Origin of the sequence: Niallia circulans NBRC 13626 (genome assembly GCF_001591585.1) — a bacterium.
Taxonomy (GTDB): Bacteria; Bacillota; Bacilli; order Bacillales; family Cytobacillaceae; genus Niallia; species Niallia circulans.
The window spans coordinates 55712-70291 of record NZ_BCVE01000023.1 but is presented as its reverse complement, the minus strand read 5'-3'; the positions used below and the strand labels follow the sequence as shown (position 1 = coordinate 70291).

Sequence of the window (14580 nt, the reverse complement as noted above, 5' to 3'; positions counted from 1 at the left end):
TAAATAGTCTGGTGGCGATAGCGAGAAGGTCACACCCGTTCCCATACCGAACACGGAAGTTAAGCTTCTCAGCGCCGATGGTAGTTGGGGGTTCTCCCCCTGTGAGAGTAGGACGTCGCCAGGCTGCCAAAAAGTTCTAAAAGCGTTAAGCTTTTAGGGCTTTTTTTATTGCTTTTATCGATAAATGACTTTCTTTCAATTTCCCCATACTATGTAAAAAAGCCTCTCTTTTTTATCACACTAAAAGATATACATTACACAAATTATTAAACTTGAAAATTGCAATAAATCAGACTATAGTTAATATAATCTTTAAACATATGCTTTTTCTTCCATGAAAGAATGGGGATAGCAGGTTTGGAATAACTAAAAAATGGGAAAATTAATAAAACGTCTTCCTTGCTAAATAATATTTTTATCGTGTATAATTATAGTCAAATATAGTCAAAGTCAGAAGGGGGAGGCTTGGTGAGAAACATTTCGGATATAATTGAGAATTACTTAAAAGAAGTATTAGAAATGAGCGAAAAATCATTAGTAGAAATAAAACGAAGTGAAATCGCTGATAAATTTGAATGCGTACCATCACAAATTAATTATGTAATCAATACTCGTTTTACGATAGAAAAAGGGTATGTGGTGGAAAGTAAACGTGGTGGCGGTGGTTTTATTCGAATTATGAAAGTCCAAACATATGATCATGCCCATTTAATTGACCAATTACTATCCCTTATTCAAAGTCGGATACCTCAAAATAGTGCAGAAGATTTAATTCTTCGATTAGTAGAAGAAGATGTTATCAATAAGCGAGAAGCGAAGATAATGTTAAGCGTAATTGATCGTTCTGTATTATATTTAGAATTACCATATAGAGATGAATTAAGAGCAAGATTATTAAAGGCGATGTTAACTTCATTAAAATATAAATAATATCCCTGTGTATAAATTGAGGTGAGGATTATGATGTGTTCCGAATGTAATCAAAGACCAGCTACTTTACATTTTTCTAAAAATATCAATGGCAAAATAACAGAGTTCCATTTGTGTGAGCATTGTGCAAAGGAAAATGGTGATATATTTATGACGAATGGCTCATCTGGTTTATCTTTGAATAGTTTATTAGCTGGGTTATTAAATATAGAGCCAAGTTTTCAACATATCACAGAAGATACCTATAAGAGACAGCAGCCTTTACAGTGCAAAGAGTGTAATATGACATTTTCTCAATTCAGGAAATTGGGTAAACTAGGTTGTCCTCATTGCTACGATACATTTAAAGACCAGCTGCTGCCATTTATAAAGCGGCTCCATGGTGGGAATATTGAGCACAAAGGAAAAATTCCAGAGCGTATTGGAGGCCATTTTCTCATTAAAAAGGAAATTGAGCAGTTGCGAATAGAGTTAAAAGAACTAATAAACAACGAAGAATTTGAAAAGGCAGCAGTCATTCGAGATGAAATAAAAGATAAAGAAAAGCAGTTAACTTCTTTTACTGAGGGAGGGGAGTAACGTGTCTTTAGAAAAATTTATAAGTAAAGCACGAACTTCATGGATGTGTTCCGATGGTCCTGATTCTGAAATCGTTCTTACCTCTCGAATCCGATTAGCAAGGAATATAGAGGGCGTGAAATTTCCTCTTTTATTTTCAAAAGAAGAAGCTGAGAATGTGATTCAACAGGTTGAGGGTGCAATCATAAATGAGTCCAATCAACCTTTTGGTCAATTGGAACTTCTTTCGATGAATAATTTAAATACATTGGAAAAAAGAGTCCTTGTGGAGAAACATTTAATTAGTCCTCAGCTGGCAGAGCAGTCTCCTAATGGAGCAGCCATCTTATCAGAGGATGAAGAAGTAAGTATTATGATTAATGAGGAAGATCATATTCGTATTCAGTGTATAAAGCCTGGTCTTCAAATAGAAGAAGCGATTAAAGAAGCTAATACAATTGATGATTTATTAGAAAAAAAGGTCAATTATGCTTACCATGTAGAAATGGGATATCTGACAAGCTGTCCAACTAATATCGGAACAGGATTAAGAGCTTCTGTTATGATGCATCTACCGGGAATGGTATTAACCCAGCAAATGAACCGAATTATTCCAGCGATTCAACAGCTTGGATTAGTAGTTAGAGGAATCTATGGAGAAGGCAGCGAAGCCCTCGGAAATATTTTTCAAATTTCTAATCAGATAACACTAGGTAGATCAGAAAAAGACATCATCGAGGAACTAAAAAGCGTTGTTACTCAATTAATTGAGCAAGAAAAAGAAGCAAGGAATGCATTAGCGCAAACCTCAAACATACAATTAGAAGATAGGGTTTTTCGTTCATACGGTATACTGTGTAATAGTCGTATTATGGAAACAAAGGAAGCAGCTAAATGTCTATCCGATGTTCGGTTAGGAATTGATATGGGATATATAAAAAATATATCGAAAAGCATCCTGAATGAATTAATGATTCTTACCCAGCCTGGATTTTTACAACTATATGCTGGAGAAGAGATGAATCCAAATGAACGCGATATTCGTCGTGCAGTCTTAATAAGAGAAAGATTAAAATTGGAAACAGAATAGAGATTCTAAGGAGGATGAAAGTATGATGTTTGGCCGATTTACAGAAAGAGCGCAGAAAGTATTAGCACTTTCCCAGGAAGAAGCAATTCGATTAGGTCACAATAATATTGGTACAGAGCATATCTTATTAGGATTAGTTCGTGAAGGAGAGGGAATTGCTGCAAAGGCATTGCAAGCACTTGGATTAGGTGCTGAAAAAATCCAAGAGGAAGTAGAAAACTTAATTGGTCGTGGTCAAGATTCAACGCAAACCGTACCACATTATACACCAAGAGCAAAAAAAGTGATTGAACTATCCATGGATGAAGCAAGAAAATTAGGTCACTCATATGTGGGCACAGAACATATTCTTTTAGGCTTAATTCGAGAAGGTGAAGGGGTAGCTGCCAGAGTATTAAATAATTTAGGTGTAAGCCTAAATAAAGCGCGTCAACAAGTCCTCCAGTTGCTTGGCAGTAGTGAATCAGGAAACCATCCAGGCGGCTCTGCTGCTAGTGCTAATACACCAACGCTTGATAGTTTAGCTCGAGATTTAACTGCTATTGCAAGAGAAGGAAGTCTTGATCCTGTTATAGGGAGAAGCAAAGAAATCCAACGTGTTATTGAAGTATTAAGCAGACGGACAAAAAATAATCCTGTATTAATAGGGGAACCTGGTGTTGGTAAAACTGCTATTGCGGAAGGTCTTGCACAACAAATTGTTCAAAATGAAGTTCCAGAAATTTTGAGAGATAAACGTGTAATGACATTAGATATGGGAACAGTTGTTGCTGGTACGAAATACCGTGGTGAATTTGAGGATCGCTTGAAAAAGGTGATGGATGAAATTCGCCAGGCTGGTAATATCATTCTTTTCATTGATGAGCTGCATACATTAATCGGTGCAGGTGGTGCAGAAGGTGCTATTGATGCTTCAAATATTCTAAAGCCATCCTTAGCTAGAGGAGAGCTTCAATGTATTGGTGCCACAACATTAGATGAATATCGTAAATATATTGAAAAAGATGCAGCGTTAGAAAGAAGATTCCAGCCGATCACGGTTGATGAGCCTACTAGTGATGAATCTATTCAAATTTTAAAAGGCTTAAGAGACCGTTATGAGGCGCACCATCGGGTATCAATTACAGACGATGCAATTGAAGCAGCTGTAAAATTATCTGATCGCTATATTTCAGATCGTTTCTTACCAGATAAAGCAATTGACTTAATTGACGAAGCTGGTTCTAAGGTTCGATTAAGATCTTATACAACTCCACCAAACTTGAAAGAATTAGAAGTGAAGTTAGAAGAAGTACGTAAAGAGAAGGATGCTTCTGTGCAAAGTCAAGAGTTCGAAAAGGCTGCTTCTTTACGGGATACAGAACAAAGATTAAGAGAACAGTTAGAAGAAACGAAGAAAAATTGGAAAGAGAAGCAAGGACAAGAAAATACAGAGGTGACAGTAGAAGATATTGCGAGTGTAGTATCTAGCTGGACTGGAATCCCTGTATCTAAGCTTGCGCAAACAGAAACCGATAAATTACTGAACATGGAAAATATCCTTCATAATCGCGTAATTGGTCAAGAAGAAGCAGTTATTGCTATTTCTAAAGCAGTAAGACGTGCAAGAGCTGGTTTGAAAGATCCGAAGAGACCAATAGGTTCCTTTATTTTCCTTGGTCCTACTGGGGTAGGGAAGACTGAACTTGCTCGAGCGCTGGCAGAGTCCATGTTTGGTGATGAAGATGCCATGATCCGTATTGATATGTCTGAATATATGGAGAAACATTCTACTTCTAGATTGGTAGGATCTCCTCCTGGTTATGTAGGATATGAAGAAGGCGGACAATTGACAGAGAAGGTTAGAAGAAAACCATATTCTGTTGTTCTTTTAGATGAAATTGAAAAAGCGCATCCCGATGTATTTAATATTTTACTTCAAGTGCTGGAGGATGGCCGTCTAACAGATTCGAAAGGAAGAACGGTTGATTTCCGAAACACTGTATTAATTATGACTTCCAACGTTGGAGCTTCTGCATTAAAACAAAATAAATATGTTGGATTTAATGTGCAAGATGGAGATCAAGATTATAAAGATATGAAGGGCAAAGTAATGGAAGAGCTGAAAAGAGCATTCCGTCCAGAGTTCTTAAACCGTATCGATGAAACAATCGTTTTCCATGCATTAGAGAAGAAGCATTTAAAAGAAATTGTTACTTTAATGGCAGATCAGTTAGTTAAACGTCTAACAGAACAGGATATTCAATTGACTATCACAGAAGCGGCCAAAGAAAAAATTGCGGAAGAAGGCTATGATCCGGAGTATGGAGCGAGACCACTTCGTCGTGCAATACAAAAGCATATAGAAGATCGATTATCTGAAGAACTTCTAAAGGGCACAGTATTAACTGGTCAGCAAATTGAATTGGATGTCGAAAATGGTGAGTTTACTGTGAAGGTGAACGGTGCAGAGCCAGCGGTAAATCTACAAAAATAATACCAAGAACAATTATAAAGTGACACACGTATTACAGCTTTACGTGTGTCCTTTCTTTATTTAAGATAAAATAGAAAAAATTAAATATCTATTGTTTGGGTTGGAGACGTTAGTAATAAAAGGGGAAGGAGGCTGAATATGGCTAAAAGAAAAACAAAGTTTCTTTGCCAGGAATGTGGATATGAATCAGCAAAATGGATGGGGAAATGTCCTGGTTGTGGAAACTGGAATACAATGGTGGAAGAAGTAGAGAAGAGTGCTGTTCAAAGAAAAGGTGCGTTTGCTCACACTGCAGCTAGTACTGTTGCAGCAAAGCCTATTCCTATAACAAGCATTGAAACGGTTAATGAGCCAAGAATATATACCGACTTAATGGAGTTAAACCGTGTTCTTGGCGGAGGAGTCGTGCGTGGTTCTCTTGTATTAATAGGTGGAGATCCCGGGATTGGAAAATCAACGCTTCTTTTACAAGTATCCTCGCAGTTAGCACATAAGAAACATTCTGTCTTATATGTTTCTGGAGAAGAATCGCAAAAGCAGACAAAGTTAAGAGCAGACCGATTGGGTGTAGTTTCCGATCATTTGCTTGTGTATTCAGAAACCAATCTAGAGGAAATAAGTAGAACCATTGAAAATACGAATGTGGAATTTGTGGTTATTGATTCGATTCAGACAATCTATCATCCGGAGGTCACCTCTGCCCCAGGAAGTGTTTCTCAAGTTAGAGAATGTACAGCAGAATTAATGCGGATAGGAAAAACAAAAGGAATAGCAATCTTTATTGTAGGACATGTCACAAAGGAAGGATCGATTGCAGGACCAAGATTATTGGAGCATATGGTTGATACTGTACTGTATTTTGAAGGAGAAAGACATCATACATATCGTATTTTACGCGCTGTAAAGAACCGTTTTGGCTCTACTAATGAGATGGGTATTTTTGAGATGAAGGAATTTGGACTGGAAGAGGTAGAGAATCCCTCTGAAATTTTCTTAGAAGAGCGATCACAGGGTGCCGCTGGTTCCACTGTTGTAGCATCAATGGAAGGAACAAGACCAGTTCTGGTTGAAATCCAAGCATTGATTTCACCGACTAGTTTTGGGAATCCACGAAGGATGGCAACGGGCATAGATCATAATAGAGTGCCGTTGTTAATGGCGGTATTAGAAAAAAGAGTTGGTATGTTATTGCAGAATCAAGATGCTTATTTAAAAGTAGCTGGTGGTGTAAAACTAGATGAGCCTGCCATTGATTTGGCGATTGCTGTAAGCATTGCCTCGAGTTTTAGAGATAAACCGACAAGAGCAACTGATTGTATTATTGGGGAAGTTGGCTTAACTGGAGAAGTTAGAAGAGTATCCCGTATTGAGCAAAGGGTGCAGGAGGCTGCTAAATTAGGTTTTGAGCGTGTTATTATTCCAGCTAATAATTTAAGTGGTTTGAAGGCTCCAAAGGGCTTAGAGGTCGTTGGCGTTCATACGGTTGCGGATGCTTTAAAAGCGGCTTTAGGTGATTAGCTTTTTGGAAAAAATACATTGATGTGAATTTTTAGTTGTGTTAAAATGTAATATTTAATTATTTGACTTGCGTTTATTTTTAATGCTAATCTAGTTTTATAAATAAAATAGGTATTTATCTCTTTGTCTGTGTTATATTTCCATTTTTGTAAGGGTTTAAGGATTTTTGCTGAGTTATTATTAAATGTTTCTATTGAATATAGATAATCGGGCATTATTTCCCGAGCAATGGAAAAAGGGCATTTTTAACACTAGTATATGACATAGTCATCATATCTATAAAAATAACTTTTTCATTACAAATAAAAAATTCCTGTAATATTAGGTTTCAAAACTGGGAATTTGTTTATAATGTGAAAGAGGAGGTGGAAGTATTGTTAAAACGCATTGTTCAAGTTTGTTTTTTAATTATTGGAGGAACAATCGGGTTTTTATTTATTCCTGATTTATTCTCGGTAATGTCTATCGATCATGATCTTATTAATAACGCATATGTGTCTGCAATACTTGGTGCCATTATTTTTTATCTTATTACTTTTTGGGCGATTGATTATATTGTTAACTTTATTAAGTTTTTAGAAGAATCAATTGTAAAGGCTCCGATAACGGATATAATTTTCGGTAGTCTTGGAATAGGATTTGGGTTAACTCTAGCCTTTTTAGTAGGCTATGCATTAACATCTGTTCCTGTGCTTAATACTGTCGCTCCAATCCTTTTATCATTACTTTTTGGATATTTAGGCTTTCAAGTTGGGTTTAAAAAGAGAGATGAGCTATTAACACTCTTCACAACTAGAAAGAAGAAGGTAGTGGAAGAGGAACCCACAAAAGTTGAGAAAAGTAATTTAAAAATATTGGATACTAGTGTTATTATTGATGGAAGAATAGCTGATATTTGTCAAACAGGTTTCCTGGAGGGCACAATTGTTATTCCGCAATTTGTACTGGGAGAACTTCAGCATATAGCAGATTCATCTGATGCGCTAAAACGTAATCGTGGACGAAGAGGGCTAGATATTCTAAATCGAATTCAAAAGGAATTAGCGATTAAAGTAGAAATTTACGAAGGTGATTTTGAAGATATCACGGAAGTAGATAGTAAACTAGTCAAATTAGCTAAATTAACAAATGGTGTTGTTGTTACAAATGATTTTAATTTAAATAAAGTTTGTGAACTGCAGAAGGTTGCTGTTCTTAATATTAATGATTTGGCAAATGCTGTAAAGCCAGTGGTTCTTCCAGGGGAAGAAATGAAAATACAAATTATTAAAGATGGAAAAGAACATAATCAAGGTGTTGCCTATCTAGATGATGGCACGATGATTGTAGTAGAAGAAGGTCGCAATTATATTGGAAAACATATAGATGTTCTCGTAACGAGCGTATTGCAAACGTCTGCAGGTCGAATGATCTTTGCAAAACCAAAATTATTAGAAAAAGCATTGTAAGAATAGGGGTTAGTTATATGACTTATGAAGTCATTATTCCGGCAGCAGGACAAGGGAAACGAATGGGACTAGGAAAAAACAAATTATTTCTTGAGCTAGACCGTTTACCAGTATTTATTCATACCTTAATTGTTTTCGAAAATGATCCAAACTGTAATGGAATTTGGTTGGTAGTTAGTTCAGATGATAAAAAAGAAATGAATGAACTAGTAAAAAAATATGCAATTACAAAGGTTATTGCTCTTATTGAGGGTGGTACAGAAAGACAGCATAGTGTTTACCATGCAGTAAAGGAATTATCGGACGATACAATTGTTCTTGTTCATGATGCGGCGAGACCTTTTATTCAAACAGAGCAAATAGCTAGATTAACAAAGGTTGCAGTAGAAAGCGGCGCAGCTGTTTTAGCAGTACCAATTAAAGATACGATCAAAAAAGTTGATGGTGATTTGGTAGTGGAAACAGTTGAGCGTTCAAGCTTGTGGGCGATTCAGACCCCACAAGCTTTTCGCGTTTCTATTTTAAAAGAAGCACATGAAAAGGCGATTGTCGATACATATATAGGTACAGATGATGCTAGTTTGGTGGAACGATTAGGACAAGCTGTTCAAATCGTAGAAGGAAACTATGACAATATTAAATTAACGACACCAGAAGATTTATACTTTGCCGAAGCAATTGTGGCAAAGCGAAAAGAAGATATAGCAGATAGTAATAAATAAGTTTTGAAAAGTTTTAACATAAGCAAATGAATGGAGGAGTTAAAGATGTTTCGCATAGGACAAGGGTTTGATGTTCATCAATTAGTAAGTGGAAGGCCACTGATTATCGGAGGGATAGAGATACCATATGAAAAGGGTCTTCTAGGACACTCTGATGCAGATGTTTTACTACATACGATTGCTGACGCTTGTTTGGGTGCTATTGGTGAAGGGGATATCGGAAAACATTTTCCTGATACAGATGAAGCCTTTAAAGATGCTGATTCTGCAAAATTATTGCAGCATGTATGGCAAATAGTAAAGGAAAAGGGTTATGAATTAGTGAATGCTGATTGTACGATAATGGCTCAACAGCCGAAAATGGCGCCACATATTCAAGCAATGCAAGCGAGAATTGCAGAATTGCTGGAGACAGAACAAGATAATATTAATGTAAAAGCAACAACAACAGAGAAATTAGGATTTACCGGAAGAGGAGAAGGGATTGCTTCCCAAGCAGTTGTATTGCTCCAAAAAAGAAATGTATAAATGATAACCAATTATAGAGGCGAACACCTTTTAAAGGAAAAAGCAAAGTGATAGAATAGATTAGAAAAAAGCGTAAGTAATCAAGGAGGCACAAGCATGTCTAACGAAATTCGTGTTCGTTATGCTCCAAGTCCAACAGGGCATTTGCATATAGGGAATGCGCGTACAGCGTTATTTAATTATTTATTTGCACGTAGTCAAAGCGGAAAATTTATTATCCGAATTGAAGATACGGACAAAAAAAGAAATATTGAAGGTGGAGAAGAAAGCCAATTAAAATATTTAAAATGGCTTGGTATGGATTGGGATGAAAGTACGGATGTTGGCGGAGAATACGGTCCGTATCGTCAATCTGAAAGAAATGACATTTATAAGAAGTACTACACAGAATTACTAGAAAAGGGACTTGCTTATAAGTGTTACTGTACAGAAGAGGAAATTGAAGCAGAAAGAGAAGAACAAGTAAGTAGAGGGGAAACACCTAAGTACTCTGGCAAATGTCGTCATTTAACAAAGGAACAGCAAGCGGCATTAGAAGCGGAAGGAAGACAGCCGAGTATTCGAATTCGTGTTCCTGAAAATGTTGTTTATGAATTTAATGATATGGTTAAAGGAGACGTTTCATTCGAATCAGCAACAATTGGCGATTATGTTATTGTGAAAAAGGATGGTACTCCAACCTATAATTTTGCAGTAGCAATTGATGATCATTTAATGGATATCACACATGTATTGCGTGGAGATGATCATATTACCAATACACCAAAACAATTAATGATCTATGATGCACTAGGTTGGGACAGACCTATTTTTGGACATATGACTTTAATCGTCAATGAAAGCAGAAAGAAATTGAGTAAGCGGGATGAATCCATTATTCAATTTATTGAGCAATATGAAGAATTAGGCTATTTGCCTGAAGCATTGTTCAATTTCATTGCTTTATTAGGATGGTCTCCAGAGGGAGAAGAGGAATTATTCTCTATAGAAGAATTTATCCGCATCTTTGATCCAGCAAGGTTGTCTAAGTCTCCTGCGTTATTTGATCAAAATAAATTAGCATGGATGAATAATCAATATATCAAAAAGGCTGATTTAGAAACGGTTGTTCGTCTAGCTGTTCCTCATTTAGAGAAAGCAGGCTTAGTAAGTGAAAATCGCTCAGCTGATGAAGAGGCATGGGTAAATAATTTGGTTGGTTTATATCAAGAGCAAATGAGCTGCGGTGCTGATATTGTAAACTTATCTACGTTATTCTTCAGTGATGAATTGCAATATGATGAAGAGGCAAAAGAGGTTTTAGCTGGTGAACATGTTCCGGCTGTAGTCCAAGCATTTAAAGAAGCATTAGCTGAAATGTCAGAGTGGAGTGCAGAGCAAATTAAAGCCGCTATTAAAGTGGTTCAAAAAGCTACTGGTCAAAAGGGCAAAAACTTATTTATGCCGATACGCGTGGCTACAACAGGTCAGACACATGGTCCTGATTTACCAAAAGCGATCGAGCTATTAGGTAAAGAAAAAATTGATGCGCGATTAACAGCATTAATTAGTTAACATTTTGGAGAAAATATAATATAGTAGTAGGAAAGCTATATAGAAAAAACGAAGATGAGGAAAAGTAAAAAAGGAGAAGCTTATTAGAGAGAATCATCACCCGGCTGAAAGTGATTCAAGTAACCTCTTTTTTGAAGTGCGCCTCAGAGTCCTGTATCGAAAAAGAATTTATTTTAGTAGATAGAGGCGGAACCTATCCGTTAACAGGGATGAGTGGAGATTATTGCTTAAAAGCAGTAATCTAAACAGAGTGGAACCGCGCCTAAATAAGCGTCTCTGTCTTTTAGACAGAGACGCTTTTTATATGGATAAAAAGCTTCGGTGAGATCAAGGGGAAGAGACGCAGTAGTTTTACTTTTTTGGCTGGAGTTTTGGGATAAAAATGGAGTAGTAAAAAATAGGGATTAAAATGTTTTTCTTGTATATAAGATATATAGACATTTAAAGGGAAACAGTGGTAAAGGAAATGACATCTTTTACGAGTGTGATGATTGCTAGAAAGCAGCATTGGAGTTGCAAAACAGGGGGGGAGATTTGTATGTTTCGGCGCATGAAAGAGGATGTTGCTGTAGTGTTTGAACAAGATCCTGCTGCAAGGAGCTCGATAGAAGTTATTTTAACTTATTCTGGGTTGCATGCTATATGGTTTCACAGAATTGCTCATTTCTTTTTTAGACACAATCGTTTTTTCTTAGCAAGAGTTATCTCGCAATTTAGCCGCTTTATGACAGGGGTGGAAATACATCCAGGAGCAAAGATCGGCAATCGTCTATTCATTGATCATGGTATGGGTGTGGTGATAGGGGAAACCTGTGAGATAGGGGATAATGTCACTATTTTTCAGGGAGTAACGCTTGGGGGAACGGGAAAAGAAAAAGGAAAAAGGCATCCAACCGTTAAAGATAATGCTCTTATTGCCTCTGGTGCAAAAGTATTAGGATCTATTGTAATTGGGGAAAATGCCAAAATTGGTGCAGGATCAGTTGTATTAAAAGATGTTCCTGCAAATTCGACTGTAGTAGGTATTCCAGGAAGAGTTAAAGTACAAGATGGTATTAAAATAAAAAAAGACTTAAATCATTGTGATTTACCAGATCCGATTGCAGATCGACTGAAAGAAATGGAATTGGAAATTAGCTATTTAAGAGAACAACTAAAAGAATTACAGGAAGAAAGGAGTTATAAGTAATGCCTATTCAAATATATAACACATTAACACGAGCAAAGGAGGATTTTGTTCCGCTAGAAGAGGGAAAGGTAAAAATGTATGTATGTGGACCAACTGTCTATAACTATATCCATATTGGAAATGCTCGCCCAGCAATTGTCTTTGATACTGTGCGCCGTTATCTAGAGTTTCGTGGATACGATGTACAATTCGTATCTAATTTTACCGATGTAGATGATAAGTTAATAAAAGCGGCCAATGAGCTAGGAGAAACGGTGCCGGTTATCGCTGACCGCTTTATTGACGCATATTTTGAAGATGTTTCCGCGTTAGGCTGCAAAAAGGCTGATTCTCATCCGCGTGTAACAGAAAATATGGATATTATTATCGATTTTATTGCAGCATTAATAGATAAGGGGTTTGCTTATGAGTCAGAAGGAGACGTGTATTATCACACTAGAGCTTTTGATGGATATGGAAAGCTTTCTCATCAATCTATTGATGAACTCCGCTCAGGTGCAAGAATTGCAGTTGGGGAGAAGAAACAAGATTCATTAGATTTTGCCCTATGGAAGAAGGCAAAAGATGGCGAGATTTTCTGGGAGAGTCCTTGGGGGAAAGGGCGTCCAGGCTGGCATATTGAATGCTCTGCGATGGTGCGCAAATATTTAGGTGATACAATTGATATCCATGCAGGTGGGCAGGACTTAGCATTTCCACATCATGAGAATGAAATTGCTCAGTCTGAAGCATTAACAGGTAAGACCTTTGCTAATTATTGGATGCATAATGGTTATATTAATATTGATAATGAAAAGATGTCTAAATCATTAGGGAATTTTATTACTGTAAACGATATTATTAAGATTCATGATCCACAAGTGTTAAGATTCTTTATGCTTTCTGTGCATTACCGTAATCCAATTAATTATAGCGAAGAAGTATTGGAAAATACGAGAGCAGGGTTAGAGAGAATCAGAACATCTTATGAAAATTTAAAACATCGCAGTATCGCGAGTACGGATCTTACAGATACAAATGAGGAATGGATTGCAAAAATTACCGATCTTCGAAAACAATTTGTTGATAGTATGGATGATGATTTTAACACAGCGAATGGTATTTCTGTTCTTTTTGAACTATCGAAGCAAGCAAATTATTACCTGCTTGAAAAAACCACCTCTCCTGCTGTTATTCATGCTTTTATGAATGAGTTTGAAGAATTATTTGCAGTGCTTGGTTTATCTTTATCTGCGAATGAGGAATTATTAGATGATGAAATCGAGGCGCTAATAGAAAAAAGAACGCAAGCAAGAAAGGATAGGGATTTTGTGCTTGCCGATCAAATTAGGGATCAATTAAAAGCAATGAACATCATTTTAGAAGACACCGCACAAGGTATACGATGGAAAAGAGGGTAAAAGATGCTCCTCTATGATAAAAAAGTAGATGAAAAACAATTGAACAGCCTTGCCCTTGCTTATATGGGCGATGCTGTTCTTGAAATATATGTAAGAAGGCATTTATTGTATAGCGGAAAGGTGAAGCCTAATCAACTTCATCGAGAAGCGACAAAATATGTTTCAGCGAAGGGACAGGCAAAGGTAGTGCATGGTCTTTTGGAAAAAGGATTTTTCTCTGAAGAAGAGATTGCGGTATTAAAGCGAGGGCGAAATGCGAAATCAGGCACAATTCCTAAAAATACCGATGTGCAAACCTACCGATATAGTACTGGTTTTGAAGCGGTTTTGGGTTATTTATATTTAGCGAAGCGAGAAGAGCGTCTTGAGGAAATAATCAAAGCTGCTTTTTCTATCATTGAAAGCAAATAGGAGGAGCAAAAGTGTCAAGTGACTTTATTGTTGGAAAAAATGCTGTTATTGAAGCGTTAAAATCAGAAAGAGATGTAAATAAAATACTTATTGCGGAAGGTTCCCAAAAAGGCCAAATGCAAACAGTAATTGGTTTAGCTAAACAAGCAAATGTGCTTGTTCAGTTTGTTCCTAAAAAGAAATTGGATAGCTTAGTAGACGCAAATCACCAAGGTGTAGTAGCACAAGTTGCTGCTTATCAATATGCTGAAATAGATGATTTATTTGCACTAGCAGAAAAGAAGCAGGAAACGCCTTTTTTCTTGTTGCTTGATGAAATTGAGGATCCTCATAACTTAGGATCCATCATGCGAACGGCTGATGCGGTGGGTGCTCATGGAATTATTATTCCACGGAGAAGAGCGGTTGGGTTAACAGCTACAGTTGCAAAGGCATCTACTGGTGCTATCGAGCATATTCCCGTTGCACGAGTAACAAATATGGCAAGGACGATAGAGGAACTTAAAACGAGAGGAATATGGATTGCAGGAACGGATGCAAAAGGAAGTGAAGATTATCGCAAATTTGATGGAACGATACCATTAGGATTAGTGATTGGCAGTGAAGGAAAAGGCATGGGAAGATTGATTAAGGAAAAATGCGATTTTCTTATTCATTTACCAATGGCTGGAGCTGTTACGTCTTTAAATGCTTCTGTTGCAGCGGCACTTTTAATGTATGAGGTATATCGGAAACGCCATCCGCTTGAGGGATAAT

13 protein-coding genes, 1 rRNA gene and 1 other annotated feature are annotated in these 14580 nt (G+C 36.9%); all 14 genes read left to right on the top strand.

Features of this window, described 5'->3' with window-relative positions; genetic code table 11:
- Window positions 1–7: 7 nt before the first annotated feature.
- The 14 genes from rrf (at window position 8) to rlmB (ending at window position 14579) form a co-directional block, all read left to right on the top strand.
- Window positions 8–124 (top strand): 5S ribosomal RNA (gene rrf, locus BCI01S_RS20730).
- 344 nt (window positions 125–468) lie between these two features.
- Window positions 469–930, top strand: a complete 462-nt coding sequence (locus BCI01S_RS20725) for a CtsR family transcriptional regulator (RefSeq protein WP_047943688.1) — start codon at window positions 469–471, stop codon at window positions 928–930.
- Between the two features lie 30 nt (window positions 931–960).
- Window positions 961–1509, top strand: coding sequence for a protein-arginine kinase activator protein McsA (gene mcsA, locus BCI01S_RS20720; RefSeq protein WP_047943689.1), 549 nt, complete (start codon window positions 961–963; stop codon window positions 1507–1509).
- A gap of 1 nt (window position 1510) precedes the next feature.
- Window positions 1511–2578, top strand: coding sequence for a protein-arginine kinase McsB (mcsB, locus tag BCI01S_RS20715; RefSeq protein WP_061800922.1), 1068 nt, complete (start codon window positions 1511–1513; stop codon window positions 2576–2578).
- A 22-nt stretch (window positions 2579–2600) separates the two neighbouring features.
- A complete protein-coding gene (clpC, locus tag BCI01S_RS20710; RefSeq protein WP_061800921.1) occupies window positions 2601–5054 on the top strand; it encodes an ATP-dependent protease ATP-binding subunit ClpC in 2454 nt (817 codons plus the stop codon).
- Between the two features lie 138 nt (window positions 5055–5192).
- Window positions 5193–6572 (top strand): DNA repair protein RadA, encoded by a 1380-nt coding sequence (gene radA / locus BCI01S_RS20705; protein ID WP_047943692.1) that lies wholly within the window; start codon window positions 5193–5195, stop codon window positions 6570–6572.
- A gap of 374 nt (window positions 6573–6946) precedes the next feature.
- Window positions 6947–8020 (top strand): PIN/TRAM domain-containing protein, encoded by a 1074-nt coding sequence (locus BCI01S_RS20700; RefSeq protein ID WP_047943693.1) that lies wholly within the window; start codon window positions 6947–6949, stop codon window positions 8018–8020.
- A gap of 17 nt (window positions 8021–8037) precedes the next feature.
- Window positions 8038–8742, top strand: a complete 705-nt coding sequence (ispD, locus tag BCI01S_RS20695) for a 2-C-methyl-D-erythritol 4-phosphate cytidylyltransferase (protein WP_061800920.1) — start codon at window positions 8038–8040, stop codon at window positions 8740–8742.
- A gap of 45 nt (window positions 8743–8787) precedes the next feature.
- Window positions 8788–9270 carry a 2-C-methyl-D-erythritol 2,4-cyclodiphosphate synthase gene (ispF, locus tag BCI01S_RS20690; protein WP_061800919.1) on the top strand — a complete coding sequence of 161 codons (483 nt, stop codon included), beginning with the start codon at window positions 8788–8790 and terminating at the stop codon, window positions 9268–9270.
- 96 nt (window positions 9271–9366) lie between these two features.
- The gene (gltX, locus tag BCI01S_RS20685) at window positions 9367–10824 is read left to right on the top strand and encodes a glutamate--tRNA ligase (RefSeq protein WP_061800918.1); all 1458 of its coding nucleotides are present in this window, start codon (window positions 9367–9369) and stop codon (window positions 10822–10824) included.
- 42 nt (window positions 10825–10866) lie between these two features.
- Window positions 10867–11105, top strand: a binding site (T-box leader).
- Window positions 11106–11362: 257 nt separating this feature from the next.
- Window positions 11363–12013, top strand: a complete 651-nt coding sequence (gene cysE, locus BCI01S_RS20680; protein WP_061800917.1) for a serine O-acetyltransferase — start codon at window positions 11363–11365, stop codon at window positions 12011–12013.
- Window positions 12013–13413, top strand: coding sequence for a cysteine--tRNA ligase (gene cysS, locus BCI01S_RS20675; RefSeq protein WP_061800916.1), 1401 nt, complete (start codon window positions 12013–12015; stop codon window positions 13411–13413). The genes cysE and cysS overlap by 1 nt, the downstream gene beginning before the upstream one ends.
- A 3-nt stretch (window positions 13414–13416) precedes the next feature.
- Entirely contained in the window at window positions 13417–13824 is a 408-nt protein-coding gene (locus BCI01S_RS20670; protein ID WP_047943699.1) for a Mini-ribonuclease 3, read from the top strand.
- Between the two features lie 11 nt (window positions 13825–13835).
- The gene (rlmB, locus tag BCI01S_RS20665) at window positions 13836–14579 is read left to right on the top strand and encodes a 23S rRNA (guanosine(2251)-2'-O)-methyltransferase RlmB (protein ID WP_047943700.1); all 744 of its coding nucleotides are present in this window, start codon (window positions 13836–13838) and stop codon (window positions 14577–14579) included.
- The last annotated feature ends 1 nt before the right edge of the window (window position 14580 follow it).

Coding starts and splice junctions, on each gene's coding strand:
- mcsA (WP_047943689.1), top strand. CDS start 961: ATGATGTGTTCCGAATGTAATCAAAGACCAGCTACTTTACATTTTTCT.
- clpC (WP_061800921.1), top strand. CDS start 2,601: ATGATGTTTGGCCGATTTACAGAAAGAGCGCAGAAAGTATTAGCACTT.
- radA (WP_047943692.1), top strand. CDS start 5,193: ATGGCTAAAAGAAAAACAAAGTTTCTTTGCCAGGAATGTGGATATGAA.
- ispD (WP_061800920.1), top strand. CDS start 8,038: ATGACTTATGAAGTCATTATTCCGGCAGCAGGACAAGGGAAACGAATG.
- ispF (WP_061800919.1), top strand. CDS start 8,788: ATGTTTCGCATAGGACAAGGGTTTGATGTTCATCAATTAGTAAGTGGA.
- gltX (WP_061800918.1), top strand. CDS start 9,367: ATGTCTAACGAAATTCGTGTTCGTTATGCTCCAAGTCCAACAGGGCAT.
- cysE (WP_061800917.1), top strand. CDS start 11,363: ATGTTTCGGCGCATGAAAGAGGATGTTGCTGTAGTGTTTGAACAAGAT.
- cysS (WP_061800916.1), top strand. CDS start 12,013: ATGCCTATTCAAATATATAACACATTAACACGAGCAAAGGAGGATTTT.
- BCI01S_RS20670 (WP_047943699.1), top strand. CDS start 13,417: ATGCTCCTCTATGATAAAAAAGTAGATGAAAAACAATTGAACAGCCTT.